Below are 25,118 nucleotides of genomic sequence, written 5' to 3'. Positions count from 1 at the left end.
TCGAACAGGACACGAGGCGAGGGCGTCGACGACCCGGACGGGCGAGCGGTCCGGAGACGTCGTGACTCCGGCCCGGAACGTGTGTGCGGTTAGCCTCCCGACTCCGCCTCCGACCCGTCAGAGCCGCCCGACGCGCCGGGGTTCGGGTCGAACACCTCTGGGTTCTCGGGGCCCTCGGCGGTCACGATGGCCATACACCCCTTGCGGGCGACCCGCGAGAGGGCGTGGTCGACGAGTTTGAAGCTCCCCGGGACGGGGAAGTCCATCGTGGCGATAGTCGTCGACCCGGGGACGACGGGCTTGGTCTGGATGTGCGTCTGCGGGTCGGCCGTCAGCGACCCCTCGGGGTACAGTTCCTCCCAGACGTTGCCGATGGGGTGGAAGCTGGAGGTGAGGTTCGGCCCGCCGGTGACGAAGTAGACGCGAGCGGTGTCGCCCGTCGACACCGTCGCCGCCGGCCCGTGGACGTCGGGCGTCATGGCGTACTGCTCGCCGTTCATCACGACGTACGTCGGTTCCTCGTTCTTCATCGCCGCCATGTCGAAGCGGTGCTTGCCCTCCGTCCCCGCCTCCTTGTCCGTGTATATCTCGTGCTGACCGAGGTAGAGTTCTTGGTCGACGGCGGGCATCCCATCCTTCGGCTCGACGAGGATGATGCCGAACATCCCCGCTGCGATGTGCATGTCGAGGTTCGGGACGGCACAGTGGTAGATGTACGCACCCGGGTAGGTGGCCTTGAACCGGAGGCGTGCGGTCTCACCGGGCGACGTCATCGTCGCCTCCGCGCCGCCCCCGGGGCCGGCGACGGCGTGGAAGTCGACGTTGTGCGGCAGGGCGTTCTCGGCGGGGTTCTCGAACGTGAGGTCGACCGTGTCACCCTGCCTGACCCTGATGAACGGGCCGGGGACCTGCCCGTTGTACGTCATGTAGTCGAACGTGACGCCGGGCTCGATTTCGGCCGTCACCTCCTCGGGGCGAAGCGTGACCTCGACCGTCTCCGGCGAACTCCGCTGGATGGGACCGGGGATGTCGGTCGGGTCGGCGGCGACCCGGTCGACCGTCGGCTTCGACTGTTGCTCCATCGCCCGGCGCTGTTGCTCCGTCTCGGCGGCGGTGGGTGCGTTCGCGGTACAGCCAGCGACGGCGGCCGCGCCGCCGAGGCCGAGCGCTTCGAGGACCGAGCGGCGAGTGGTTCCAGACATCGGTCTTCACCTTACACTCGTAAGGAGGAGAGAGAGCGACTAAAGACGGGGCTCAGCCTGTAACGCTGTGAGAACGCGCTGTAGATGTTCGGGAAGCGTATTTAAACTAGAGGCGAGGCGTCCGCCCCGCTCTGCTCGCGCGGGCGGCCACCAGTCGCCAACGGGGGATTGGCTCGGTAACTCTCATCGGTTGGCACGTCTTTCGTGGAGGGGTGTGCTAGCTCACGAGATAGCCTATCGGCGACAGAGGGGTCGCTGACGATAGACGACCTCACGAGACGGCTCGGGTTCGGGCGACCGGCCTCCCGGCGGGACGGTGAACGTCGACGGCGACCGGGTGCCGAGTCGCGCGACAGCCCGGGTGGTCGTCTGGGACGACGAGGGCCAGTACCCCGGCTCAGCGTCGGGAACACCGGGGACCGCCGGAAGAAGAGAACGTGCTGCCGTCCATCCTCGGGTGACTCGACCCGAACGTGCCGAGTCCGGCCGAGGTGCTCGAGGGCGAGGCGCCGCGTCCCGACCACGTCGCGTCCGCGGGCGAGGTGGCCTGGGCGGACTCGTCGCCGAGCACCGCTCGGGGTGAGCGAACGGGAGTGGGGGCAGCCTCAGTCGTCGCTCTGTAACGACCGGGCCGGCCCGGGGAGACGCACGTCCTCGGGCGCGGTCACCTCCCGGCGCGAGCGGAGCTTGTCGAGGACGTCGTACGCGAACAGCAGCGTCCCGGCGATGAGCATGGTGTCACCGGGCATGCGCGCCCAGAAGAGGAGCTGGACGGTGTCGCGCTGGTAGAACGCGAGGCTCCGGGCGGCGTCGTAGCTCGCCGTGAACGCCGTCTCCAGCTGGAGGAACCCCACGGGGAGCACCGAAACGAACACCATCAGCGCGAGGCCAGCGTTCCAGAGCCAGAACGCCCACCGGAGCCGACGGCCCGACCAGTCTCTCGTACTGATGCGGAGCATGTACGTCGCCATCCCGATGGCGAGGAAGCCGAACGCGCCGAACATGGCGGCGTGGGCGTGCCCCACGGTGAGATAGGTGCCGTGTTCGTAGTAGTTGACGAGGGGGAGGTTGATGAAGAAGCCCAGGACGCCCGCACCGACGAAGTTCCACGCACCCGAGGCGATGATGAACATGAACGGGAGGGTGTAGGGGAACGCCTCGCCCTGTCCGACGAGCGAGCGGTACTCGTTCAGCGCCTCGAAGAGGATGAACACCAGCGGGAGGAGTTCGAGCGTCGAGAAGGCGCTCCCGATGGGCACCCACAGGTCGGGCAGGCCCACCCACCAGTAGTGGTGTGAGACGCCGATGACGCCCGTGCTCATCACGAGCAGGGCCTCGAACATCACGGCCTTCTCCGCCGACTTCCGCTTCAGGAGGTTCATCGAGACGAGGGTGATGCCGACGATGGCGACGATGAAGAACTCGAATGCGCCCTCGACCCACATGTGGACGACCCACCACCGCCAGAACTCGGTGACGACGATGTTCGTCTTCGGCGTGTAGAGGAAGCCGGCGACGAACAGCAGGGCGATCGAGCCGCCGGCGTACAGAATCATGTGTGCGAGGCCGTAGGTCGCCTCCCGCTTCAGGAGGGGTCTGAAGCCGCGGGCGACGAGCACGGCCCACGCGAGGAACCCGGCCAGAAGACCGGCCTGCCAGAGCTTCCCCACTTCGAGGTACTCGAGGCCCTCGTTGCCGAGCACCCACCAGAGCGCGCCGTCGATGTACCCCTGTGCGCCCAGCCAGATGCCCGCGAGACCGCCGACGGCGACTACGACGAGCGCACCGAGGAGGCCGTAGACGTACCGGCCCTGGTTGTCGGGTTCGTAGCCCGTCAGGAGCGCGGGGAGGAACAGCCCCGCGCCGAGCCAGAGAGTCGCAATCCACAGCACGCCGAGGTCGATGTGCCAGGTCTTCGCGATGGCGAACGGGAGCCACTGGATGACGTTCACGCCCAGCAGTTCGCCCAGGCCGAAGAACGCGTCGCGCTCGACGTAGTAGTGTGCGAGCAGGCCACCGAGGAGGACCTGCCCACAGAACAGCAAGGCGGCGACGGGGACGAACGACAGCGCCGCCATCTGACTCGGCACGAGGTCGATGTCACCCGGACGCGGGACGTCGATGTGCTCCGTCTCGGGTTCGGGCAGGTCGACCGAGCGGTAGAGCCAGATACCCAGCCCCGCGGCACCGACGAGGAGAATCATCGCGACGACCGACCACGTCATCGCCGCACCAGTGGGTTCGTTCCCCGCGTCGGGTGCGTACGGCCAGTCGTTCGTGTAGGTGTGGGTCGACCCCGGCCGTTCCGTGTGGGCGGCCCACGCGGTCCACAGCGCGAAGTCGGCGAAGTCGCGCGCCTCCTCCTCCGAGGAAATCATCCCCGCGGGGACGCCGCGTTCGGCCGCCCCCTCGTGGTAGCGCTCGACGTACGTCTCGCGGACGCGTTCGTGCGCGTACGCCTCGGCCGCGGAGTACTCGATGGGGCCGCCGCCGTACCGCTGGTCGAGGTCACTCTCGACGAGGCTGTCGACGGCGGCACGCTCCTCGCTCGGGAGCGACTCGTACTCGGCCCCGTACCGTTCGCGGGCGTAGTACGCCTTCATGTACTCGGTCTTCAGGTCGAGCGCGTCGGCGGTGTAGTCCTCTCCGAAGTACGCGCCGTTACCGAGTATCGAGCCGTGGTTCATCATGCCGTCCTGCTGGAAGACGGCCTTTCCCGCGGAGATGTCCGCGCCGGTGGCTACTGTCTCGCCGTCGGGTCCCTCGACGCGTTCGGGGATGGGTGGGGCCTGTTCGTACGCGAGGTACGCCCCCGCACCCATCACGACGAGGTTGAACACGAAGACGGCGACCAGTACGCGCGCGATGGTTCGTCTGCGTATCTTCATCACGGTCGACCGTTCACGGGCGTGGTTTACCTCCCCCACGCCGCTTCTCAGGCGCCGACAGCCCCGACGAACGTGTTCGGCGGATCGTAATAAGTCCCGGCCGCCCGTCGACCCGGGGGAGTGAGAGGGAGAAACGATTATGTGCGTCTTTTCCATCACTCCACACATGTCCCAGCAGTTCCCCGACCTCGGACACGAGGTGCCCGAAATCGGCGCCGCGGAGTTGAAGCGGCGACTCGACGCGGGCGAGGAGTGGACGTTGCTCGACACGCGTCGCCCGGCGGACTTCGCCGCGTGGCAGGTGACGCACCCGAACCTCGACGCCGTGAACGTCCCGTTCACGGCCTTCCTCGACGGCGACGACCCGGCCGGCGGGGTGCCGGAGGGCGTCCCTCCGAAGGAGTCCGACCGCCCGCTCGTCACCTGCTGTGCGAAGGGCATCTCGAGCCTCTACGTCGCCGAGTTCCTCACCCGCGAGGGGTGGGACGTCTACGGACTGCGCGACGGCATGGAGGGGTGGGCGCGGCTGTACGAGTCTCGCGAGGTCGACGCGGGCGGCGACGCGACGGTGCTCCAGTACGAGCGGCCCTCCTCAGGCTGTCTCGCGTACCTCGTCGTCTCCGGCGAGGAGGCGCTGGTCGTCGACCCGCTCCGGGCGTTCGCGGAGCGGTACGTCGCAGACGCTCGGGACCGAGGGGCCGAGGTGGTCGCCGTCGCGGACACCCACGTCCACGCCGACCACGTCAGCGGCGTGCGCGACGTCGCCTCGGCGACCGATGCCGAGATACTGCTCCCTGCGGGCGCGGACGAACGGGGGCTGGCGTTCGACGCGACGCTGCTCTCCGACGGCGACGAGGTCCGGGTCGGCTGGACGACCGTCGACGTGGTGGCGCTCCCCGGGCACACGACGGAGATGACTGGCTACCTGGTCGACGACGTCCTCCTCGCGGGAGACTCGGTGTTCGTCGACAGCGTCGCCCGACCGGACCTCGAAGACGCCGACGAGGCGGCCGTCGAGTGCGCCGCTCGGGCGCTGTACGAGACGCTCGAGACAGTCGCGTCGATGCCCGACGAGACGGTCGTCGCGTCGAACCACGCCGGGCCGCACACCCCCCGCACCGAGGACGGGACGTACACCGCCCGCGTCGGCGACCTTCGCGAATCGCTCGCCGCGTTCTCGATGGAGGAGGAGGCGTTCGTCGCAAGCGTGACCGACGACCTCCCGCCGCAGCCGAACGAGTACCAGCGCATCATCGCGGCGAACCTCGGCCGCGAGGACGTCGACGACGACGAGTCGTTCGAGCTGGAACTCGGCCCGAACAACTGCGCGGCCGGGTGACCGGGTACTCCCAGCACCGTCACGACGGCGTCGAGACGTTCTTTACCGCTACCTCCCGGTCGGCCCTGACGTGCCCCCGCACTTCGAGCGTCACCGTTCTCGGCTCGTACGTCGTGTACCCGGTGTCGACGTCTCGACTCACAGAGACCGTCTCACCGGCGTCGACCACCCGTTCGAGAATGTGGGACTCGTCGTCGTCCGCGATGGTGTCCGTCGGCCAGTACAGCGCCGCGAGGAATCGCCCTGCCGTCTCGGAGACGTTCGTCACCGAGAGCGACACCGACAGTGGGTCGCCCTGTGAGACCGACGACGGAACCGACAGCGAGTCGAGTTCGAACCGGGCGGCGGGAGCGGCGAGTCGGTTCCGTTCCTCCGCGGGAACCGGCCACTCGCGGGCCTCGCGGGAGGGGCCTCCGTCGAACCGTATCCGCGGGTTCTCCGCAGAGAGCGGTGACGGGACGGTGAACGCGAGCACCGAGGGCCCGTCCCCACCGAGGTCCCACCGTCCGACCGGTGGGCCCTCGTGACCGGCCACGGCGACGTTCGTCGCCCCCCGCGTCCGGGGCAGCCCCGGCGACCACGACCGACCATCGGCCTCGAACGTGAACGTGGCCGAATCGAGTTCGTTCGCCCCGCGAACCGACGCGACGACGTACTGTTCGTCCCGGCCGGCGAGGACGCCACCCGACCCCATCGCCGACTCGTAGTGGGCCGCCTTGCGGACCACGATGTCGTCGACGGCGACGTGCTCGACGGGGGTCGACGAGTCGGTGGGCGACCCTCCGCCCGGTTCGGTGGGTGAGTGCGAGACCGACGGCGGTGTCGCCGTCGATGTCGACGGCGGCGACGCGGTGGTCGACTCACCGGTCGACGGTTGCGTCCGCGTCGTACAGCCGGCCACGGCGGCGAGGCTCCCGGCCACCGCCGCGAGGAGACGTCGTCTGGAGGGCATCGTCGGGGAACCCGACCGGCGGCGTGACATGTCTTGTGGTCGGCGTGGGAGGCGGACGAGGTCGATGGGGCCGGCGAGGCGTCAGTCAGTCCGCGTCGACGCGGCGGCCCGACGCGTCCGCGTCACCGGTGTCGGCGCCGCGCTCCTCGGGCGTCAGGTAACACTGCGGGTCGGGCGCGAACGGGTCGCCGTGGACCGCGAGCGCCCGCAATCGCGAGGCCCCGCGGCAGACGTCCTGGTACCGACAGTCGGCACAGCGCCCGGTGAGGTGCTGTTCGCGCTCGCGGAGTCTGGACAGGAGGGGGTTCGACTCGTCGTCCCAGATGGCTCCGAACGGCCGGTCTCGGACGTTGCCGAGCGAGTAGCCCTGCCAGAACTGCGTGAGGTGGACGTTCCCCTGATAGTCGATGTCGGCGACGCGCTCGCCGGTCGGGTCGCCGCCGTTGACCTCGAGGTACCGACGCACCCGTTCGGCCTGCTCGCGGCCGAGGTGGTCGCGGGCGTACTCGACGAGGAAGGCGGCGTCGCAGTAGTTGCCCACGAGCAGCGTCTCTATCTCCTCGCCCTGCCGGTGGTACTCGCGGGTGAGGTCACAGACGGCTTCGACCGCCTCGCGGCGCCGACCGGGGGAGAGGTCGACTTCCTGGATACCGGCGCCTCTGCCGCCGTAGTCGAGGTGGTAGAAGCAGAAGCGGTCGAGGCCGACGTCGTGGAGGAGGTCGACGACCCCCTCCAGGTCGGGGCGGTTCGCCTCCGTCACCGTGTACCGGAGCCCCGTCTTCAACCCCGCGTCCAGACACGCCTCGATGCCGTCGACGGCGGCTTCGAACGCCCCGTCCTGGCCGCGGAACTCGTCGTTGCGTTCGGGGAGGCCGTCGACGGAGACGCCGGCGTACGCGAGACCCGCCTGCTTCAGTTCTCGTGCGCGCCCGGGCGTGATGAGCGTCCCGTTCGTCGAGAGGACCGGACGGATGCCCCGGTCGGCCGCGTACGCGACGAGTTCCGTGAGGTCGGCTCTGACGAGCGGTTCGCCGCCCGAGAAGAGCACGACGGGAGCGTCGTACTCGGCGAGGTCGTCGAGGAGCCCCTTCCCCTCCGCCGTGGTGAGTTCACCCGGTGCCCGTTCGACCTCCGCGTCGGCGTAGCAGTGCTGGCAGGCGAGGTTACACCCCTTGGTGACGTTCCAGACGACCACGGGCCGCTGCTGTCGCTCCTCGCGAATCTGCTCGACGTCCGCCTCCGCGGCCGCGTCGTACCGGAGGCCGTCCCCCTCGGCGACGCCGCCACAGAGCAACTTGCTCACCGAGATCATGACGTGGCCTCCGTCGACCGGTCGGTCTCGTCCGCTGCGCGTTCATCCGCGTCGAGTGTCCGCGACGTGAACCGGGCGACCTCGTCGGTCGGACAGAGCCAGATGGTCCCGGCGTCCCCGAACAGGGCGCCGGCGTGTTCGTGTGCTGCCTCGGCGGTCGGTGCGGTCACGCTCCCGGCGTGGGTCAGCGGCTCGGCGGAGTCAGTCCGCAAGAACACCTCCCACGCGTCGACGCCGTCGTGTCGCGGCTCGTTCACCCGCGAGCGAACGGTCTCGCCGTCGTTCATGGGTACCCGTTCTTCCGACCGATACGAACACGTGCCGATGGTTTTCACCGCGTGAAAATCGGGAGCGAGCACTTTTCCCCGAACCGCTAAGCCGCGGGTGATGACTCGAAACCGTCTCACGTCGGTCGACGTCGACCGCCGAACCGTGCTGAAGACGCTCGGTGTCGCGGCTGCGGGTGCGCTCGCCGGGTGTTCGGGGTCGGCCCCGCAGGGTGACGCCGGTGGAAGTGGAACCAGTGGGTCCGGCGACGGTGAGGGAGAGAGCACTCCCGAACCGACGGGGACGCCGAGCGGTGACGGCGGTGACTCGGGGTCGGACTCCGGTTCGGGGTCGGAGCCCTCGTTCGACGGCTGGTTCGAAGACGTCGGTAACTTCGACGGCGTCGTCGACCGGACCGGCCAGTCGGAGGTGCAAGTGACTGTCGGCGCGGAGGGCAACGGCGGTAACTTCGCGTTCGCCCCGGCCGCGGTCCGGGTAGACTCGGGCACGACGGTCGTCTGGCGGTGGACCGGGAAGGGGAGCACGCACAACGTCGTCGACGAGGGTGGCTCCTTCGAGAGCGAACTCGTCGCCGACGAGGGCCACACCTTCTCGCACACGTTCGAGGAGTCGGGGACGGTGAAGTACGTCTGTACGCCCCACCGAGCGGTCGGGATGAAGGGCGCCGTCGTCGTGGAGTGAGGCGCGATGTTCGACACGTCCGAACGACCGCTGGTGCTCATCTGGGAGGTCACGCAGGCGTGTGACCTTGCGTGTGACCACTGCCGGGCGGACGCGAAACCCGGTCGACACCCCGACGAACTCACCACCACGGAGGGGAAGGGACTCCTCGACGAGGCGCGCGAGTTCGGCAAGGGACAACTGGTCGTCCTCTCCGGCGGCGACCCGCTGAAGCGCCCCGACCTCGTCGACCTGGTCGACCACGGCACCGACCAGGGCCTCCGGATGTCGCTCACGCCGAGCGGGACAGCCTCGCTGACTCGCGAGCGAGTCGAGGCGCTGGCCGACGCGGGCCTGTCGCGGATGGCGCTCAGCATCGACGGCGCCACGCCTGAAGCCCACGACGGGTTCCGCGGAGAGGAGGGGAGCTTCGTCGACACGCTCCGGGCCGCTCGCGACGCCGGGCGCGCCGGCGTCGGCCTCCAGGTGAACACGACGGTCTGTGCAGACACCGTCGGGGAACTCCCCGGAATCCGTGACCGGCTGTCCCGACTGGGCGTCGACCGCTGGAGCGTCTTCTTCCTCGTCCCGGTCGGCCGGGGGCGACTCCTCGAACCGGTGGCGCCCGAGCGGGCCGACAGTGTGATGGACTGGCTCCACGAGGTGCGCGACGAGGAGCGGTTCGACGTCAAGACGACCGAGGCCCCGCAGTTCCGACGCGTCGGGATGGAACGCGCGGGCGTCTCACCCGACGAGGCGCGCGGCGGCAGACCCAGCGTCCTCGCGGGGGACGGCTTCGCGTTCGTCTCGCACGTCGGCGAGGTCTACCCCTCTGGCTTCCTCCCGAAGTCGGCCGGGAACGTCCGTGACGAGTCGGTCGTCGACCTCTACCGCGACTCGGACCTGTTCTCGGAGCTCAGAGACCGTTCGAACCTCCGGGGGAAGTGCGGCGCCTGCGAGTACCGCGACCGGTGTGGCGGCAGTCGGTCGCGGGCGTACGCCCACTCGGGCGACCCGTTCGGGAGCGACCCGCTGTGTCCGTACGTCCCCGACGGCTGGGACGCCGGGGCCGCCGGGGATCCCGCCCCGGGCTCCGAGACGAGGACGGCCGACTGACGACGGCCGCCCGTCGTCCACGGTCGGCCGTGTCGGGCACGGTCAGTAGACGAGGTACAGCATCGCGTAGACGACGTTGCCGAGGACGAACGAGACGAGCCACAGCGCCGCGGCGATACGCCCGAACCGCGCGTGGGCCGTCCTCCGGAGTTCGGCGACGGAGTGGGTGAGCGCGAGCAGCGCGACGTAGTAGAGGAGCGGGAGACAGACGATGGCGAGGACGATGTGAATCGCGAGCGTCGGGAGGTAGACGAACCGATATATCACGTCGGGACCGGGGAACGGCGCGGGGCCCTGGATGCTCACCTTGTAGAGGTACAGCGCGAGGAACGCGACGAACAGGCCGAGCGACGCGAGCATGAACGCCCGGTGCCGCCGCCAGTTACCTGTCCGGATGGCCCGGACGCCGAGGACGATAGTGGCGATGGCGGCCGTGCTGATGACGGCGTTGACGTGCGGGATGGCGGCGAAGACGGCGTCGGACGCTCGCGGGAGAATCGTCCGTGGGACGGCGCCGAGCGCCGCGCCGAAGACGAGGGCGAGCGAGACGACAGTCAGCAGCGCGGTGAGTTCGCGGACGTGACCGCGTGCACGGGCGCGGAGTTCCATGTCGTGGAGGTAGGAGAGCGCGGAAAAAACCGTTTGGACTTCGTGCGAGCGGTGTCGGTCCGACCGTCGTGTGTCGGGAGCCACCGTCTACGGACCGATCGACCGACCCGAGTCCCCCCACCATCGGCCTCGTGAGAACGCCCGACACCCCGCCCCCGAAAGGAAAGTCATTTAATCGGGGGCGGGATACGAAGTGTTGCACACGCCACTGCGAGCGTGGGTAGCCAAGCCAGGCCAACGGCGCAGCGTTGAGGGCGCTGTCCCATAGGGGTCCGCCGGTTCAAATCCGGTCCCACGCATCGCACGGGTGGTCGAACCGACCACCACACCGATGCAGGTGTCGTCCCTCTGCGGACAACACCCACGCACAATCCTTCCGAACGCTACCCGGCGAGCCACGGCCGGGTCCGGCCACACCCACCGTGGCGCGAACCCGGCGACGTGAGCGGCGGGACGTCCGCGAATTTAAACGGTTGGAACCAGTACGGGGGTTATGGCTAAATACTCGACAGGCTCGGGTGGCGGCGGCGACGCCGGCGACGCCTGCGAGCTCTGTGGGAAGGAGACGGGCGACCTGCGACGGGCGAACGTCGCGGGCGCCAACCTCCTCGTCTGCGGCTCCTGTGCACCACACGGTGAACAGCGCGGGGGACGAGAGCGAGGTGGCTCCGGTGACTCGGACGACGACTCCGCGTTCGAGGGGAACCGGAAGAAACGAGCGGCACAGCGAGCGGCGAAGCTGTACGACAAGCAGAAAGGCGACCCGACGCACTGGGAGAAGGAGGGGACGAACTACGAGAAGGACCGGCTCCCCTACCTGGTGTCGGGCTACGGCGACATCGCGGAGGAGGCCCGACAGGCCGAGGGGCTCCAACTCGGCGAACTCGCGGCGGAACTCGACGTCGAAGAGGCCGACCTGCTCGCCGTCGAACAGGGGCGGGCGTCGCGGGCGGGCGTCGGCGGGTCGGTCGTCCGGGCGCTGGAGAAGCGACTCGACGTCCGACTGGTCGACGAGTGACCTGACCGACCCGGGCTGCTGACCGCTCGACCGGGTGGCGGCCGTGTGGCCGCTCCTCCCGACGGTGGACGCTCACGAGCACCTCGTCCCCGGGCGGAAGTCTTTTTCACGAGCGGCGTGCCACGGCGGATGTGCACTCACGAGCCCCACAGGAACCCGACGTCAGGACGTTCGAAGCCGAGGTGACGGCAGTCGAGGGGTCGACCGTCGTGCTGGACCGGACCTGGTTCTACCCGGAGGGTGGCGGCCAACCGGCCGACCGCGGGACGCTCGCCGGGACGGACGTGGTGGACGTCCAGGCCCGAGACGGCCGGGTCGAACACACGCTCGCCGCCGCTCCCGACGCCCTCTCGGTCGGCGAGACGGTCGAGGCGACAGTCGACGACGAGTTCCGGACGTACTGCATGCGCGCACACACCGCGAGCCACGTCCTCTACGGCGCCGGCCGACGGCTCCTCGACGACCTGGGGTACGGCGGCTTCGGCATCACCGACGAGAAGGTCCGCGTCGACTTCGCCACCTCGACCGACATCGACGACGCGGTCCTCGTCGAACTGGAACGACTCGTCAACCGCGCCGTCTGGGACTCCCACGCCGTCTCGTGGGAAGAGATACCCACCGAGGAGGCTCGCAGTCGGGAGGAAGTCGCGTTCAACACCAAGACCGAGGGCGGCGTGATGGCCGACTCCGACACGGTCAGGGTCGTGACCGTCGACGGCTGGGACGTCGCCGCCTGCGGTGGGACACACGTCTCGAACACGGCCGTCGTCGGCCCCGTTTCGGTGCTCGACCGGTCGAACCCCGGCGAAGGACTCACCCGCGTCGAGTTCGCCGTCGGCGACGCCGGCATCGACTACCGCGCGACGGTCCACGGCGCGGCGCTCGACGTCGCGCGCGAACTCGGCGTCGGCGTGAGCGACCTCCCGGAGAGCGTCGCGTCCCTCCAGGCCGAGAACGACCGACTCTCGGCGGAACTGGCGGACGTCCGCGGTGACCTCCTCGACGGTCGGCTCCGGTCGTTCGAGGCGGTCGACCGGGACGGCGTCGCCTGGCGCGTCGGCAGCGTCGACGGCTTCGAGGCGAACGCCGTCGGCGAGGCCGCGAAGCGCGTCGCGAGCGACGAGGAGGTGGTCGCCGCCGTCGGCGGCGAGGGGCGACCGTTCCTCGTCGTCGCGTCCTCGGCGAGTGTCCACGCGGGCGACGTCGTCGACCGGGTGACCGAGGAGTTCGGCGGCGGCGGGGGCGGTGGCCCGCCGTTCGCGCAGGGCGGGGGACTCGACGCCACCCCCGACGAGGTGGTCACGTTCCTCCGCGAAGGCGACGGACACAGCAAGTAGTGCGGCTCGACCGGCCGACTACCACTGCTCCTCGTCGTCGCCCGTCTCGGAGGCGTCGGCGTCCGCTTCCTCCTCTTCCTCGTCGGCCCACGGGTTCGACGCGTCGGCCCGTCGCCGCTGGTAGAGGTACGCAGCACCGACGGCGACCAGGAGGAGCACGAGGACGACCGGTCCGAACGTGGTGAGCGGGGACGAACCGGCGTCGTCGCCGGGGGCAGTCGTCCCTGTCGCCGTCTCCTCTGCCTCCGTCCGCTGTGCGTCCGCAGTCGCCGTCTCCCCACCCTCGCCGACACCGCGGACGGAGACGGCCTCGGACGTCACTCCCTGGCCCCGTGCCGTCAGTTCGTGGTCACCCGCGGACTCGATTCGGACCGTCGCGCGGCCGTTCTCGTCGGTCTGTGCGACCGCCTCGCCGTCGAGCCGGACGGTCACGCCGGCCGCGGGGTCACCGTACGCGTCCGTCACCTCGACGGGGACCACCTCACCGACGACGACCCGTTCGTTCACCGCGGTGAGCGACAGACTCGGCTCGCGACTGAGCTCGAAGACGAGCGAGCCCTCGCTCTCGGTAGTCGTGACCGTCTCCGTGATCGTCCCGTACCCCTCTTTCGAGACGGTGACCTCGAGGCGGCTGTTGACGGGGAGCAGCGGCGTCGCCGCGCCGTTGTCGTCCGTGGTCACCTCGCCCACACCCTCGATCGAGACGGTGGCGGCCGCGACAGGCTCGGCGGGGTCGAACCGCGGGTCCTCGACGATGACGTCGTAGTCGACTCGGCCGCGCTCTATCGACACCCTCTCCTCGGGCGACCCGGCGACGATGACGGTCCGGGTGGTGCGGTAGTAGCCGGGCTTCACGACCGAGAGAGTGTACTCGCCCTGGGCCACCGTCCCCGACTGGTAGCGGCCCTCGTCGTCGGTTCGTCCGGTGACCACCTCGATGCCGTCCTGTGCGAGCGTCACGCGCGCGTCCGAGACGGTCCCCTCCGCGTCGGTGACGACGACGTCGAGGTCGGCCTTGCGCGACACCTCGATAGTGTGTGACCGTTCGGTGGCGACGCGGATACGGTACGGCGCGTTACGGGTGTACTGGTCGTCGTCGGTGGTGATTTCGACCGACGCTGCCTCCGGAACGTCGACGAGCGCCTGCCCGTTCGACGCCGTCGTGACCCGCTCCTGACCGCCGTCCCAACTCACCACCAGCGTCACGTCCCCGAGGCGCTGGTTCGACGAGGGGTTCACCACCTCGATGGTCAACGTGACCAGTTCGTCGTTCGATTGGGCGGACGCCGGTCCCGGGGCCCCGGCCAGTGACGCGGTGAGTACGACGACGGCGACGATGAGCGCGGTCCGCTGCATACGTGGGGGAGTACAGTCACGAGAGGTAATATGTCTGGTCACCGCTGCGACTGCTTTCGCGTGCAGGCCGACGGTTGATTCCTCGTCCTCCCCGACGGTGACCTACTGATGGACCAGTCGATGGTAACTCAGGAGTACGACACAGTCGAACCAGAGACGCGAGTCGGACGGGTCCGCTCGCAACTGGAGTCGGCGACGACGGACGCCGTTCTGGTCGCCGACGAGACGGTGGTAGGGGCGGTACATCCACGGGACCTGCTCCGCTCGCGACTGAGCGACGACGCCGCGGTCGAGTCGCTGCTGCGACGCGTGCCGGAGGTCGACACCGAGACGGACGTCCGCGAGGTGGCCCGCCTCCTCGTCGAGAACGAGACCACCGTCGCACCGGTCGTCGAGGGGGGGACGCTCCGGGGCGTCGTCACCCGCGACAGCCTGCTCCGGACGGTCGAAGAGAACCTCTCGGTGATCGACGTCGAGGACGTCTACACGACCGACCCGGTGACGGTCGATCGCAAGACGGCGATGGGCGAACTCGTCAACGACCTCCGCGAGAACGACGTCACGCGGCTTCCGGTCCTCGACGACGGTGACCTCGTCGGCGTGGCGACGACCGACGACCTCGTCGAGTTCGTCACCCGGAGCACCACCGCGCCGTCGGCGGGCGACCGTGGCGGCGAGAAACCCGACCTGCTCGAACTGCCGGTCGAGAACGTCATGAGCCGTCCCGCGGAGACCGTCACGCCCCAGACGCCGGTGCAGTCGGCGGTCGAGCGGATGCTGGAGACGGGGTACGACGGCCTCGCCGTCGTCGACGACGACACCCACGGTGACCTCGTCGGCGTGGTGTCGAAGACGGACGTGCTCCGCGCGCTCGTCGTCGCCGAGTCGAACCGACTCGACGTCCAGATGACGAACCCCGGATACCTCCGAACGGAGGAGCGCGAGTCGGTCGCCGAGCGCATCGAAGCCGTCACCGCGAAGGCCCAGGAACTGGACGTCATCGAGGCGCAGGTCGACCTCCAGAAACACGACGAGGAACTCCGCGGTCAGTCGCTGTTCCGGTGTCAGATCCGACTGTTCACCGACGAGGAACAGGTCGCCGGGACCGCCGAGGGGTACGGCGCGGCGGACGCGCTGTCGACGGCGCTGGAGACGCTCGAGCGGAACGTCCTCGACCTGAAGAACCAGCGGATGGCCGAGGAACCGCACGGGCGGGTCCCCCAGGAGCACCGGGAGCCGTAGTCCGCGGATGAACGGACACACCTGCGCCGACGTGCCGCCGGCGGGTCTCACCGTCCGGGGCGGGAGACGAGTGCACGATGTCGACTGAGGCTCCGAGCGGCGACGCCGACGAACGGGTCGTCGTCCTCAACCCGGTGAGCGGGGACAGCGACCACACCGAGACGGTCCGGAACCGGGCACGCGAAGCCGGCTACGCGGTCCGCGAGACCGAATCGGCGGGCGACGGTGTCGACCTGGCGGCGGAGGCCGCGGCGGCGGGCGCGACGACTGTCGTGGCCGCCGGCGGCGACGGGACGGTCAACGAAGTGGTCCGCGGCGTCGTGCGCGCGACGGCGCTCGACCGTGTCACCGTCGGGATTGTCCCCTGTGGGACCGGGAACGACTTCGCGGGGAACGTCGGCATCACCGGCATCGAACAGGCGTTCGAGGTGCTCGACCGCGGCGAGCGGAGACGGGTCGACTTCGGCGTCGCCGACGACCGCCCGTTCCTCAACTCCTGTATCTGTGGCCTCACGGCCGAAGCGAGCGCCGAGACCAACCCGGAACAGAAAGACCGGTTCGGAACCGTCGCGTACGTCCTCAACACGCTGCGGACCATCTCGGAGTTCGACTCGGTCCGCGTGACGGTCGAACTGTACGACGACGAGACCGACGCGACGGTCTGGGCGGGGAGCGCGCTCGCGGTCCTCGTCGGCAACGGGCGTCGGTTCCCCCCGGGCGGGAGCGAGCAGGCGGACGTCGAAGACGGCCGCTTCGACGTCGTCGTCGTCCACGACACCGATTCGGTCGGCCTCGTCGGGACCACGCTCGCCGAGCACGTCCTCGAACGGGACACCGACCGCACGAGTCGCTACACCGTCTCCTCGCTCGACATCGACGTCAAGGGGCACGAACCGGTCGCGTTCAGCCTCGACGGGGAGATACTCCAGCGTCGCCACCTCTCGCTGGAGACCCGCTCGCGGGCGCTCCGACTCGCCGTCGGCCCGGGGTACGAACCGAACCCCGTCGGGGGGGCGTGAGACGCGTGTACGCACTCGACCTCCACACCCACACGCGGTTCTTCCACTGGCAGAAGGGGACGCCGACGCGGTACGACCCGGTCGGCGCGCGCCTGCACGAGGCAGTCGCCGCCCGGCGTGACCTCGACGGCGTCGCGCTGACGAACCACGACTACTACCAGCCCTTCGGCGACGACGAGACGGTCGTCTCGGTCCCCGGCATCGAAGTCTCCACCACCCGCGGGCACGTCCTCGTCGTCGGGCCCGACCCGCCCACGCGCACAGAACCCGGGACGCTCACCCCGACGGCCGTCGCCGAGGCCGCCCACGACCGGGGCTGTGCGGCCATCCTCGCGCACCCGTACCGGAACAGTACGGTGGCCGACACCACGGCCGCGATGGATGCCGTCGAGGTCAACGGCAAACACCCGGGCCGGCGGAAGATGGTCGAGCGACTCGCCGCCGAACTCGACCTGCCGCTGGTCGGTGGGAGCGACGCCCACTACCCGTTCGAGGTCGGCCGGGCCTACACCGCGGTGGACGCGGACGAACTCACACCCGAGGCGGTGGTCGACGCCATCCGCGACGGCCGCGTCGAGCCCCGTATCGACGACCGCCTCTCGAACCGACTGGTCCAGGCGGCGTACGACCGCATCCACGCGTACAAGGGACACGACTGACGCTCCGGCCGAGCGGGGCGCGTCGGCGCAGCTTTTTCTTCCTCAGCCCCCGTCGACCGAGTATGGCACTTGCAGCGTCGGACTCGCTCTCCGAGGAACAGCGAGCCGTCCGTGACGTCGTCCGCGAGTTCGCCGTCGAGGAACTCCGTCCAGGGGCGGCGGTGGCGGACGCGTCCGAGACGTTCCCCGAGGACGCGTGGGACTCCCTCGCCGAACTGGACCTGACCGGCCTGACAACCCCCGAGACGTACGGGGGGTACGACGCCGACCGCCTCACCTACAGCGTCGTCAACGAGGAAGTCGCCTACGGCCACCTCGCCGTCGCGACGGCGCTGTCGGTCCACTGTCTCGCTACCTCCTGTATCGCCGAGTTCGGGACCGAGGCGCTGAAGGAGGAGTACCTGCCCGACATGGCCGCCGGTCGCCCCATCGGGATGTTCGCCCTCTCGGAACCGGGTGCGGGGTCGAACCCCGCGGAGATGTCGACCACCGCCCGGCGGGAGGGCGACGAGTACGTCCTCGACGGCGAGAAGCAGTGGATCACGAACGGCGAGCGCGGCGACGTCTGTATCGTCTTCGCCAAGACCGACCCGGACGACCCCGGGTCTGTCACGCAGTTCCTCGTCCCCAAGTCGGCCGGTATCGAGGTCGGCAAGAAGGAACACAAACTCGGCCTCCGGGCCTCCGACACGACGGGGCTGACGTTCGACGAGGTCCGAATCCCGGCGGAGAACCGTCTCACCGAGGAGGGGAAGGGACTCTCGGCGGCGTTCCACATCCTCACGGGTGGCCGCATCGGCATCGCGGCGCAGGCGGTCGGTCTCTCGCAGGCGGCGCTCGACGAGGCCGTCTCCTACGCGAACGACCGCGAGCAGTTCGGGAGTCCCATCGCCGACATCCAGGCCATCAGGCACAAACTCGCGGACATGGCGACGCAGGTCCACGCCTCCCGGCAACTCGTCAGAGCGGCCGCCGAACGCGCCGACGCCGGGGCGGACCCCCGGACCGAGGCGTCGATGGCGAAGTACTTCGCGAGCGAGGCGGCGGTCGACGTCTGCAACGAGGCCGTGCAGGTCCACGGCGGCTACGGCTACACGACCGACTTCCCGGTGGAGCGGTTCTACCGTGACGCGAAGATTCTCACCATCTACGAGGGCACCTCCGAGATACAGAAGGAGGTAATCGCTCGCGGCGTCGTCGACTGAGCGACGTCCACTGGGCGCCCCGCGGTGACCGACACGGCCTGAACGACGACGCGGGTCGAGGGGCGAAGCGCTCTTGGTCGCGTCGCCTCTCCTCTCGCGTAGTGACCGACACCGCCACTCCGACGCTCGACAGCTACGACGCCGTCGTCTACGACCTCGACGGGACGCTCGTCCGCCTCGTCGTCGACTGGGACGCCGTCGCGCGCGACGCCGTCGACCGCTTCGACGAGCACGGCGTCGACGCCGCCGGCTACGACCTCTGGGCGATGCTCGACCTGGCCGACGAGGCGGGCCTGCGGGACGAACTCGAGGCCGTCATCGCCGGCCACGAACGCGAGGGGGCGCGAATCTCCGACCGTCTGCCGCTCGCCGACCGGGTGTCGACTCACGACGTGCCCGTGGGCGTCTGCTCGCTCAACTGCGAGGCGAGCGTCCGCATCGCGCTGGAGACGCACGGCCTCTCCGAGTGGGTCGCAAGCGTCGTCGGCCGGGACACCGTCGCGACCCGGAAGCCCGACCCCGAACCGTTGCTGGCGACGCTCCGCGGCGTCGACGTCCCGCCCGAGCGTGCGGTGTTCGTCGGCGACTCCCCCCGCGACCGCACGACGGCGGAGCGTGCCGGGACGGCCTACCGGTCGGTGGAGTCGTTCTGAGTCGGGACACGCGTCTCCACCTCCGCGTCACCGGGGCCGAGACGGGGGGACGCGTCGCCCGACGACGGTGGAGTTATATTCCAGACTCGTGTATGTGCACGCCAGTGAGTGCCACAATCGAGAAACGAGTGGACAGGCCCAACGACGCCACGCACGTCGAGGCCGCGTGGGCGCTCAAGGAGCGGATCAGACGAGCCGAGGGCGTCCTGAAACAGCGACGGGGTTTCTTCGTCGACGCCTACCGTCGGTCGACGACGCACCTCCTCTTCGACGACGACGAACTCCGCGGGTTCGTCTCCGTCCGGCGGGACGGCTACATCCTCTTTCTCGCCGTCGCGCCCGAGGCCCGCGGACAGGGACTCGGCCGGCGACTTGTCGCCGAAGTCGCACAGAACCACCGGTCAGTGACCTGTCACGCCCGATCGACGAACGAGAGCGCCCTCCGGTTCTACGAGCACATCGGGTTCGAGGTCAGGCGGCGAATCGACAACTACTACGAGGACGGCGGCGACGCGTACTACCTCCGTCTCGGACAGGACGCCTCCTTCCGGGAGAAGCTCTCGGAGTTCTTGCGCCGCTGAGTCGACGGAAATTTTATTCGCGGTTCGGGAGTAGCCCGGCGCATGGACGTAGGTGTACTTACCGTTCCGCTCGGTGGCGAGTCGCTCGACGACGCGCTCGCGTATCTCGCCGGCGTCGGCGTGGGCGCAGTCGAACTCGGCGTCGGGGGCTACCCCGGCGCGGACCACGTCGACCGACGTGTCCTCCTCGACAGCGAGGACGCCCGCGCCGAGTTGTCGGCGACGCTCGACGACCACGGCCTCCGGGTGAGCGCGCTCGCGACTCACAACAACCCGCTCCACCCCGACGAGGACGCCGCACACGAGGCGCGCGAGGAACTCCGCGAGGCGGTCGACCTGGCGGCCGCGCTCGGCGTGAACACGGTGACGTGTTTCTCGGGGCTCCCCGCCGGCGGCCCGGACGACGAGGTGCCGAACTGGGTCACGGCGCCGTGGCCGACCGAACACGCCGACGCCCACGAGTACCAGTGGGACGTCGCCACCGACTACTGGAGTGACCTCGCCGAACACGCGGCGTCGGCGGGCGTCGACGTCGCCATCGAGATGCACCCCAACATGCTCGTCTACGAGCCACACGGCCTGCTCAGACTCAGGGAGGCGACGAACGAGCGCGTCGGTGCGAACTTCGACCCCTCGCACCTCTACTGGCAGGGCATCGACGTCACCGAGGCCATCCGCTTCCTGGGTGAGCACGACGCCATCCACCACGTCCACGCGAAGGACACGAAAGTGTACGAGGCGAACGCGCGCACGAAGGGCGTCCTCGACACCACCCCCTACACCGACGAGTCCGATCGGTCGTGGCTCTTCCGGACCGTGGGGTACGGCCACGGCGAGGAGCACTGGAAGGACGTCGTCTCGACCCTCCGGATGGTCGGCTACGACGGTGCCCTCTCCATCGAACACGAGGACTCGCTCACCTCCTCCCGCGAGGGGCTGGAGAAGGCCGTCGACGTCCTCCAGCGCGCCGTCTTCGAGACCACCCCCGGCGAGGCGTACTGGGCAGAATAATGAACGAAGAACTCACCGTCGGCGTCCTCGGCTACCGGTTCATGGGGAAGGCGCACTCGAACGCGCTGGCGCGCCTGCCGATGTTCTTCCCGGACGCCCCCGCCGTCGAGCGGCACACGCTCGTCGGGCGCGACGAGGCGGCGCTCAGCGCGGCGGCCGAGCGGTTCGGCTTCTCCCACACTGCGACGGACTGGCGCGACGTGGTCGACGAGGTGGACGTCTTCTACAACCTCGGACCGAACCACCTCCACGCCGACCCCTCCATCGCGGCGCTGGAGGCGGGCGCACACGTCTTCTGTGAGAAACCGCTCGCCCCCACCCTGTCGGCGGCCCGGGAGATGCACGAGGCGGCCGAGCAGTCGAGCCGGATCGCCGGCTGTGCGTTCAACTACCGGTTCGTGCCCGCCATCCGGTACGCGAAGGGACTCGTCGAGGACGGCGAACTCGGTGAGATACGCCACGTCCGGGGGCGCTACCTCCAGGACTGGCTGGTCGACCCGGAGGCGGAGTGGTCGTGGCGGAACTCGAAGGAACTGGCGGGGTCGGGTGCGCTCGGCGACCTGGGCGCACACACGATCGACCTCGCGCGCTTCCTCGTCGGCGACGTGGCGGGCGACCTGGTCCGGGTGTCGGGCCACCTGCAGACGTTCGTCGACGAGCGGCCGACCGGCGACGGCGAGACGAAGCCCGTGACTGTCGACGACGCCTACACGGCGCAGGCCGAGTACGAGAACGGCGCCGTGGGGAGCTTCGAGGCCTCGCGGTTCGCCACGGGGCACAAGAACGATCACACCGTCGAGATACACGGCTCGGAGGGGAGCCTCAGGTTCTCGCTCGAGCGGCTGAACGAACTCGAGTACAAGTCCAGCGAGTCGAGAGGGTACGAGACCATCCTCGTCACGGACGGCTCGGACCCGTACGTCGACCACTGGTGGCCGCCGGGCCACGTCATCGGCTGGGAACACACGTTCGTCCACGAGAACTACGAGTTCCTCTCGGCAGTCGCCGAGGGCGGGGAGTTCCACCCCTCGTTCGCCGACGCGTACCGCGTGCAGGAGGTGCTGGACGCCATCGAACGGTCTGACGAGCGGGGCGAGTGGGTGGACCTCCCGGGCGACGGCGACTGAGCGGCGGGCGGCGGGCGGCGGGCGGTCGTTACAGTTCGCGGACGCCCTCGTCGGTGACGACTTCGTCGATGAGGTCGACGGGCGTCGCGTCGTACGCGGGGTTCTCGACGGTGATGCCCTCGGCGGGTTCGAGCATCACTTCCGTCGCGGGCCTGACCTCGTTCTCGAAGCGGAACTCGTCGATGAGTTTGGTGCTCGACCCGACGACGGTGACGGGGACGCCCACCTGCTTCGCCGTGGTGACGAGCGGGAACGTCCCGATGCGGTTGTAGAGGGTGTCACCGACGATGCAGTCCATGCCGATGACGACCCGGTCACACTCGGGCAGGAAGTGCCCGCAGGCCCCGTCGATGACGAGGTGGGGGTCGACGGTGTCGAGTTTCGCCAGGGCACGGGCGGTCTTCCGGCCGAGGTAGCGGGGGCGCGCCTCGGTGACGTACGCCGTCAGCGACGTGTCGGCGGCGGCGGTTTCGATGGCGCCGAGGACAGTCGACGAGTAGTCGTGGGTGAGGAACGTCTCGTTCGCCTCGAACGTCTCGGCGGCGTTCGCGGCGGCGCCGCGCTTGCCCTGTTCGATGTCCTCGACGACGGCCTCGATGGTGTGCTCGAGCGTGGCCATCGAGCCCTCGACGGTCGTCGACGCGCCGATGACTTCCTCGAGAACGCGGCGCATCGCGTTGTGCAGCGAGGCGTGAGAGGGGTTCGACCGGCGGAGAGCGCCGACGTTGTGTTCGAGCGCGCGCTCGAAGTCGTCGATAGCGGCGTACTCCCGCTCGGTGAGTTCGGCGAGCGCGCGGGTTGCCTTGATGGCGACGACCGAGGAGCTGTGGGTCTGCATCTCCCGTATCTCCTCGATGGTCTCGTCGATCATACCGGGACGTGCGGCGGACGCGGGGAAAACGGCTTCGGGCCAGACTCAGTCTTCGGTGTTCGGGTCGGCGTCGGGTCGGCCGACGCCACCGTCGCCGGCGTTGGTCCGTCGGGCGTAGAGGTAGACGACGACGGCGGTCAGGAACCAGATGACCGCCCCGACCCGGACTGCGAAGGACGCGCGCGCGCCCCACGTCGGGAGCGTCGTCGTCGTCGACAGCACAGCGACGACCGGCGACCCGACCAGGATGGTCACGACGAACGTCGTCTGCATCACCCACCCGAAGTCGACACCGTCGGGGTCAGAGCGTTCGACGGGTTGCACGGCTTCGGCTTCGGAGGCGAGGAATAAGAGGTGTCGGTTCGCGTCGGGAGGGCGGCGCGACGACACACGGTCGACATCGTCGTCGGTCACACGTCGACACCCCGACAGGTCGACACGTCCGCACGCCCCACGTCCCGGAACGCTTTGGTAGTCACCCGACACAGAACGAGACATGGCGCCGCTGTCCGAGACGAGGACGCCCGCCCGCTCGGTGACCGACGTCGTCCGCGAGTCGTTCATCACGGGGGTCGCCGTCGTCGTCCCCGTGCTCGTCACGACACTCGTCTTCGCCTTCCTGTTCAACACGCTCTACCGCTACCTCGCGTTCGTCTCCGCCCTCTTCTCCGTCTCGGACCGCATCACCCTCCTCCCGGGTCTCGTCACCGTCTCGGGCGAACTCCTGCTCGAACTGACCATCCCCGCGTTCGTGCTCTGTGGCGTCGTCGGGGTCGGTTTCGTCGTCGAGCGGTCGCGGTACGGCGAACGGGCCGTCGACTACTTCGACAGCGCGGCGACGCGCGTCCCCGGGTTCGGCTCCATCTACGAGAGCTTCCGGCAGATGTCCGACGTCGTCCTCTCGTCGGACACCGAGAGCTTCCGCGAGGTAAAACTCGTCGAGTTCCCCCACGAGGGGTCGTACACGCTCGGGTTCGTCACGACCGAGACGCCCGAGTCGCTCGCCGAACCGACGCCTCACGACGAGATGGTGACGATGTTCCTCCCGATGGCGCCGAACCCCGTGATGGGCGGCCACCTCGTCCACCTGCCGGTCGACCGCGTGATGGACGTCGACCTCACCGTCGAGGAGGGCGTCCAGACCATCGTCACGAGCGGCGTCGCCATCGCCGACTCCGACCTCGAGAGCGGCCTCTCCGGTGAGGAGATACGGACGCTCGCCGCGAACGAGGCGGTCGACCGCCGGACGCGGCCCGAGCGGGCGACGTCGTTCGAGCGACGGACCGGCCACGACCGGACGGCGCGGTACAGTGCGGACGTCGACCCCGCACACGCCGGCCGCCCGCAGGACATCGCCGAACGGGAACGCGACGGGGACAGCGACGCCGACTCGACCCGGCCCGCCCGGGAGGCGGACCGCGTCCGCGAGGCCCGCGGGCGGACCGACGACCGCCCGGCCGAACGGGCCGGCCGCGACCCCGGAGAGCGAGACGGGACGGACGGCCCCCCGGCCGAACGGGCCGGTCGTACCCGTGACCCCGCCGGCGAACGGGAGGGGAGAGAGTGACGTTCCACCTCCGCGACCACACGGCCGACGTCGCCGTGGAGGCCGAGGCAGAGACGCTGTCCGGAGCGTTCGCCGCCGTCGGCGACGGCCTCACGGCGGCGATGTGCGACGACGTCCCGCCGCCCGACGAGCACGACGAGTGGCTGACGTTCACCGTCGAGGCCGAGTCCCGGGAGGCGCTGCTGTTCGACTACCTCGACCAGCTCATCTACGAGCGCGACGTCCGGGAGGTCCTCCCGGCGGACAACGAGGCGGTCGTCACCGGCCCCGATTCGGCCGAATCAGCGTCCGCCGCTGCCGACCGACCGTGGCGCGTCGAGGGCCGTGCTCGCGGCATCCCGTTCGACCGCGTCGACGCCCGTGACGTCAAGGCGGTGACGTACTCGGAGATGCGGCTCGAAGAGGGGGAGGTGGGCTGGGAGGCGTACGTCGTCTTCGACGTCTGACGCGCCCGAACGTTCGTGATTTTTCCCGGCGACCGAGAAGGAGCCGTGTCGCTTAGGACGCTCGGGTACTCAGCTACGAGTAATGAGTTCTCTCCGAGGTCGGCCGGTCCGGACAGCGGTGATCGCGTCCGTCGCCGCGGTCTGTGCGGCCCTGTTCGCCGCCCCCGTCAGCGCACACGTGCAGTACGTCACCCCCGGTGGGGAGGAGGTAGACCCGCTGGCGTTCCTGCTCTCGACGCTCGTGGACCCGCTCAACGCGACGCTGCTCGCCGGTGGTGGCGCCGTGGGTGTCGTCGGACTCCTCGCGTACCTCCGCGTTCGCCCTGTCCGTCGGGACATCCTCCTGCTACGGCAGTTGCTCGCCGGCTACCGTGACCTCCTCCCGTGGCTGCTCCGACTGAGCGTCGGCCTCCCGCTGGTCGGCGCCGGGTTCGCGGGCTACCTGTTCACGCCGATGTTCGCCCCGGCGTCGCCCACCCTGGTTCGGCTGTTCGGCATCACCGTCGGCTTCCTCCTGCTGTTCGGTTTCGGCACCCGTCTGGTGGCCGCGTTCGGCCTCGCCGTCTACCTCGCGGCGCTCGCCGTCTCCCCGACCCTCCTGCTCGCGTTCGAGTACGTCCCGGGCTTCCTCGCCATCGCACTCCTCGGCGGCGGCCGGCC

At 69.6% G+C, this 25,118-nt stretch carries 24 protein-coding genes, 1 tRNA gene and 1 pseudogene; 17 read left to right on the top strand and 9 right to left on the bottom strand.

All coding sequences use genetic code 11. The features are described from left to right. Positions 1 to 89: 89 nt before the first annotated feature. Both nirK and ACESK5_RS02495 read right to left on the bottom strand, forming a co-directional pair. Positions 90 to 1,202, bottom strand: a complete 1,113-nt coding sequence (nirK, locus tag ACESK5_RS02500) for a copper-containing nitrite reductase (protein ID WP_372909967.1) — start codon at positions 1,200 to 1,202, stop codon at positions 90 to 92. A gap of 605 nt (positions 1,203 to 1,807) precedes the next feature. Further along, on the bottom strand, positions 1,808 to 4,090 hold the full coding sequence (locus ACESK5_RS02495; protein WP_372909966.1) for a nitric-oxide reductase large subunit: 2,283 nt from the start codon (positions 4,088 to 4,090) through the stop codon (positions 1,808 to 1,810). Positions 4,091 to 4,256: 166 nt separating this feature from the next. Between ACESK5_RS02495 and ACESK5_RS02490 the strand changes: the two genes are divergently transcribed. Beyond that, on the top strand, positions 4,257 to 5,429 hold the full coding sequence (locus ACESK5_RS02490; RefSeq protein ID WP_372909965.1) for an MBL fold metallo-hydrolase: 1,173 nt from the start codon (positions 4,257 to 4,259) through the stop codon (positions 5,427 to 5,429). A 19-nt stretch (positions 5,430 to 5,448) separates the two neighbouring features. Here the strand turns inward: ACESK5_RS02490 and ACESK5_RS02485 are convergent, their stop codons facing one another. The 3 genes from ACESK5_RS02485 to ACESK5_RS02475 form a co-directional block, all read right to left on the bottom strand. Further along, positions 5,449 to 6,381, bottom strand: a complete 933-nt coding sequence (locus ACESK5_RS02485; protein ID WP_372909964.1) for a hypothetical protein — start codon at positions 6,379 to 6,381, stop codon at positions 5,449 to 5,451. Positions 6,382 to 6,466: 85 nt separating this feature from the next. After that, on the bottom strand, positions 6,467 to 7,693 hold the full coding sequence (locus ACESK5_RS02480; protein WP_372909963.1) for a TIGR04347 family pseudo-SAM/SPASM protein: 1,227 nt from the start codon (positions 7,691 to 7,693) through the stop codon (positions 6,467 to 6,469). Then, positions 7,690 to 7,980, bottom strand: a complete 291-nt coding sequence (locus tag ACESK5_RS02475; RefSeq protein ID WP_372909962.1) for an Htur_1727 family rSAM-partnered candidate RiPP — start codon at positions 7,978 to 7,980, stop codon at positions 7,690 to 7,692. Before ACESK5_RS02475 ends, ACESK5_RS02480 begins: the two co-directional genes overlap by 4 nt. 100 nt (positions 7,981 to 8,080) lie before the next feature. Between ACESK5_RS02475 and ACESK5_RS02470 the strand changes: the two genes are divergently transcribed. Beyond that, positions 8,081 to 8,662, top strand: coding sequence for a halocyanin domain-containing protein (locus ACESK5_RS02470; protein ID WP_372909961.1), 582 nt, complete (start codon positions 8,081 to 8,083; stop codon positions 8,660 to 8,662). 6 nt (positions 8,663 to 8,668) lie between these two features. Further along, the gene (locus tag ACESK5_RS02465) at positions 8,669 to 9,757 is read left to right on the top strand and encodes a radical SAM protein (RefSeq protein ID WP_372909960.1); all 1,089 of its coding nucleotides are present in this window, start codon (positions 8,669 to 8,671) and stop codon (positions 9,755 to 9,757) included. Between the two features lie 42 nt (positions 9,758 to 9,799). On the opposite strand, the gene ACESK5_RS02460 is transcribed toward ACESK5_RS02465, so the two are convergent. Then, positions 9,800 to 10,366 carry a DUF420 domain-containing protein gene (locus ACESK5_RS02460; protein WP_372909959.1) on the bottom strand — a complete coding sequence of 189 codons (567 nt, stop codon included), beginning with the start codon at positions 10,364 to 10,366 and terminating at the stop codon, positions 9,800 to 9,802. Between the two features lie 214 nt (positions 10,367 to 10,580). Here ACESK5_RS02460 and ACESK5_RS02455 point away from each other — a divergent pair. From ACESK5_RS02455 to ACESK5_RS02445, 3 genes are all read left to right on the top strand, one after another. Next, a tRNA-Leu gene (locus ACESK5_RS02455) sits at positions 10,581 to 10,665 on the top strand. Positions 10,666 to 10,859: 194 nt separating this feature from the next. After that, positions 10,860 to 11,384, top strand: a complete 525-nt coding sequence (locus ACESK5_RS02450; protein WP_372909958.1) for a multiprotein-bridging factor 1 family protein — start codon at positions 10,860 to 10,862, stop codon at positions 11,382 to 11,384. A 131-nt stretch (positions 11,385 to 11,515) separates the two neighbouring features. Next, entirely contained in the window at positions 11,516 to 12,721 is a 1,206-nt protein-coding gene (locus ACESK5_RS02445; RefSeq protein WP_372909957.1) for an alanyl-tRNA editing protein, read from the top strand. 18 nt (positions 12,722 to 12,739) lie between these two features. On the opposite strand, the gene ACESK5_RS02440 is transcribed toward ACESK5_RS02445, so the two are convergent. Continuing rightward, positions 12,740 to 14,077 (bottom strand): carboxypeptidase-like regulatory domain-containing protein, encoded by a 1,338-nt coding sequence (locus tag ACESK5_RS02440; RefSeq protein ID WP_372909956.1) that lies wholly within the window; start codon positions 14,075 to 14,077, stop codon positions 12,740 to 12,742. A gap of 108 nt (positions 14,078 to 14,185) precedes the next feature. Here ACESK5_RS02440 and ACESK5_RS02435 point away from each other — a divergent pair, with 108 nt between their 5' ends. The 8 genes from ACESK5_RS02435 (at position 14,186) to ACESK5_RS02400 (ending at position 21,574) form a co-directional block, all read left to right on the top strand. Then, positions 14,186 to 15,319: a CBS domain-containing protein gene (locus ACESK5_RS02435; RefSeq protein WP_372909955.1), complete on the top strand. Its 1,134-nt coding sequence runs from the start codon at positions 14,186 to 14,188 to the stop codon at positions 15,317 to 15,319. A 77-nt stretch (positions 15,320 to 15,396) separates the two neighbouring features. After that, on the top strand, positions 15,397 to 16,338 hold the full coding sequence (locus ACESK5_RS02430; RefSeq protein WP_372909954.1) for a diacylglycerol kinase family protein: 942 nt from the start codon (positions 15,397 to 15,399) through the stop codon (positions 16,336 to 16,338). A 5-nt stretch (positions 16,339 to 16,343) separates the two neighbouring features. After that, positions 16,344 to 16,997: a PHP-associated domain-containing protein gene (locus ACESK5_RS02425; RefSeq protein WP_372910015.1), complete on the top strand. Its 654-nt coding sequence runs from the start codon at positions 16,344 to 16,346 to the stop codon at positions 16,995 to 16,997. A gap of 62 nt (positions 16,998 to 17,059) precedes the next feature. After that, positions 17,060 to 18,202 carry an acyl-CoA dehydrogenase family protein gene (locus tag ACESK5_RS02420; protein WP_372909953.1) on the top strand — a complete coding sequence of 381 codons (1,143 nt, stop codon included), beginning with the start codon at positions 17,060 to 17,062 and terminating at the stop codon, positions 18,200 to 18,202. Between the two features lie 101 nt (positions 18,203 to 18,303). Next, the gene (locus tag ACESK5_RS02415) at positions 18,304 to 18,855 is read left to right on the top strand and encodes an HAD family hydrolase (protein ID WP_372909952.1); all 552 of its coding nucleotides are present in this window, start codon (positions 18,304 to 18,306) and stop codon (positions 18,853 to 18,855) included. Between the two features lie 104 nt (positions 18,856 to 18,959). Then, complete coding sequence (locus ACESK5_RS02410) at positions 18,960 to 19,436, top strand: GNAT family N-acetyltransferase (RefSeq protein WP_372909951.1); 477 nt, start codon at positions 18,960 to 18,962, stop codon at positions 19,434 to 19,436. A gap of 42 nt (positions 19,437 to 19,478) precedes the next feature. Next, entirely contained in the window at positions 19,479 to 20,447 is a 969-nt protein-coding gene (locus ACESK5_RS02405; protein ID WP_372909950.1) for a sugar phosphate isomerase/epimerase family protein, read from the top strand. Further along, positions 20,447 to 21,574 carry a Gfo/Idh/MocA family protein gene (locus ACESK5_RS02400; RefSeq protein WP_372909949.1) on the top strand — a complete coding sequence of 376 codons (1,128 nt, stop codon included), beginning with the start codon at positions 20,447 to 20,449 and terminating at the stop codon, positions 21,572 to 21,574. The genes ACESK5_RS02405 and ACESK5_RS02400 overlap by 1 nt, the downstream gene beginning before the upstream one ends. 28 nt (positions 21,575 to 21,602) lie before the next feature. On the opposite strand, the gene ACESK5_RS02395 is transcribed toward ACESK5_RS02400, so the two are convergent. Both ACESK5_RS02395 and ACESK5_RS02390 read right to left on the bottom strand, forming a co-directional pair. Then, positions 21,603 to 22,445 carry a translation initiation factor eIF-2B gene (locus ACESK5_RS02395; protein ID WP_372909948.1) on the bottom strand — a complete coding sequence of 281 codons (843 nt, stop codon included), beginning with the start codon at positions 22,443 to 22,445 and terminating at the stop codon, positions 21,603 to 21,605. Positions 22,446 to 22,490: 45 nt separating this feature from the next. Beyond that, positions 22,491 to 22,769, bottom strand: coding sequence for a DUF5822 domain-containing protein (locus ACESK5_RS02390; protein ID WP_372909947.1), 279 nt, complete (start codon positions 22,767 to 22,769; stop codon positions 22,491 to 22,493). A 172-nt stretch (positions 22,770 to 22,941) separates the two neighbouring features. Between ACESK5_RS02390 and ACESK5_RS02385 the strand changes: the two genes are divergently transcribed. The 3 genes and pseudogenes from ACESK5_RS02385 to ACESK5_RS02375 all read left to right on the top strand — a co-directional run. Then, positions 22,942 to 24,012 (top strand): DUF502 domain-containing protein, encoded by a 1,071-nt coding sequence (locus ACESK5_RS02385; RefSeq protein ID WP_372909946.1) that lies wholly within the window; start codon positions 22,942 to 22,944, stop codon positions 24,010 to 24,012. Continuing rightward, positions 24,009 to 24,458, top strand: coding sequence for an archease (locus tag ACESK5_RS02380; protein ID WP_372909945.1), 450 nt, complete (start codon positions 24,009 to 24,011; stop codon positions 24,456 to 24,458). Before ACESK5_RS02385 ends, ACESK5_RS02380 begins: the two co-directional genes overlap by 4 nt. Positions 24,459 to 24,540: 82 nt before the next feature. Further along, a pseudogene (locus ACESK5_RS02375) lies at positions 24,541 to 25,118 on the top strand (DoxX family protein); the annotation flags it as partial.

The sequence above is a fragment of the Salinigranum sp. genome, assembly GCF_041641895.1.
GTDB lineage: Archaea > Halobacteriota > Halobacteria > Halobacteriales > Haloferacaceae > Salinigranum.
This window is presented reverse-complemented; position numbering and strand designations above follow the sequence as displayed.

Coding starts and splice junctions, on each gene's coding strand:
- nirK (WP_372909967.1), bottom strand. CDS start 1,202: ATGTCTGGAACCACTCGCCGCTCGGTCCTCGAAGCGCTCGGCCTCGGC.
- ACESK5_RS02495 (WP_372909966.1), bottom strand. CDS start 4,090: ATGAAGATACGCAGACGAACCATCGCGCGCGTACTGGTCGCCGTCTTC.
- ACESK5_RS02490 (WP_372909965.1), top strand. CDS start 4,257: ATGTCCCAGCAGTTCCCCGACCTCGGACACGAGGTGCCCGAAATCGGC.
- ACESK5_RS02485 (WP_372909964.1), bottom strand. CDS start 6,381: ATGCCCTCCAGACGACGTCTCCTCGCGGCGGTGGCCGGGAGCCTCGCC.
- ACESK5_RS02480 (WP_372909963.1), bottom strand. CDS start 7,693: ATGATCTCGGTGAGCAAGTTGCTCTGTGGCGGCGTCGCCGAGGGGGAC.
- ACESK5_RS02475 (WP_372909962.1), bottom strand. CDS start 7,980: ATGAACGACGGCGAGACCGTTCGCTCGCGGGTGAACGAGCCGCGACAC.
- ACESK5_RS02470 (WP_372909961.1), top strand. CDS start 8,081: ATGACTCGAAACCGTCTCACGTCGGTCGACGTCGACCGCCGAACCGTG.
- ACESK5_RS02465 (WP_372909960.1), top strand. CDS start 8,669: ATGTTCGACACGTCCGAACGACCGCTGGTGCTCATCTGGGAGGTCACG.
- ACESK5_RS02460 (WP_372909959.1), bottom strand. CDS start 10,366: ATGGAACTCCGCGCCCGTGCACGCGGTCACGTCCGCGAACTCACCGCG.
- ACESK5_RS02450 (WP_372909958.1), top strand. CDS start 10,860: ATGGCTAAATACTCGACAGGCTCGGGTGGCGGCGGCGACGCCGGCGAC.
- ACESK5_RS02440 (WP_372909956.1), bottom strand. CDS start 14,077: ATGCAGCGGACCGCGCTCATCGTCGCCGTCGTCGTACTCACCGCGTCA.
- ACESK5_RS02435 (WP_372909955.1), top strand. CDS start 14,186: ATGGACCAGTCGATGGTAACTCAGGAGTACGACACAGTCGAACCAGAG.
- ACESK5_RS02430 (WP_372909954.1), top strand. CDS start 15,397: ATGTCGACTGAGGCTCCGAGCGGCGACGCCGACGAACGGGTCGTCGTC.
- ACESK5_RS02420 (WP_372909953.1), top strand. CDS start 17,060: ATGGCACTTGCAGCGTCGGACTCGCTCTCCGAGGAACAGCGAGCCGTC.
- ACESK5_RS02405 (WP_372909950.1), top strand. CDS start 19,479: ATGGACGTAGGTGTACTTACCGTTCCGCTCGGTGGCGAGTCGCTCGAC.
- ACESK5_RS02400 (WP_372909949.1), top strand. CDS start 20,447: ATGAACGAAGAACTCACCGTCGGCGTCCTCGGCTACCGGTTCATGGGG.
- ACESK5_RS02395 (WP_372909948.1), bottom strand. CDS start 22,445: ATGATCGACGAGACCATCGAGGAGATACGGGAGATGCAGACCCACAGC.
- ACESK5_RS02385 (WP_372909946.1), top strand. CDS start 22,942: ATGGCGCCGCTGTCCGAGACGAGGACGCCCGCCCGCTCGGTGACCGAC.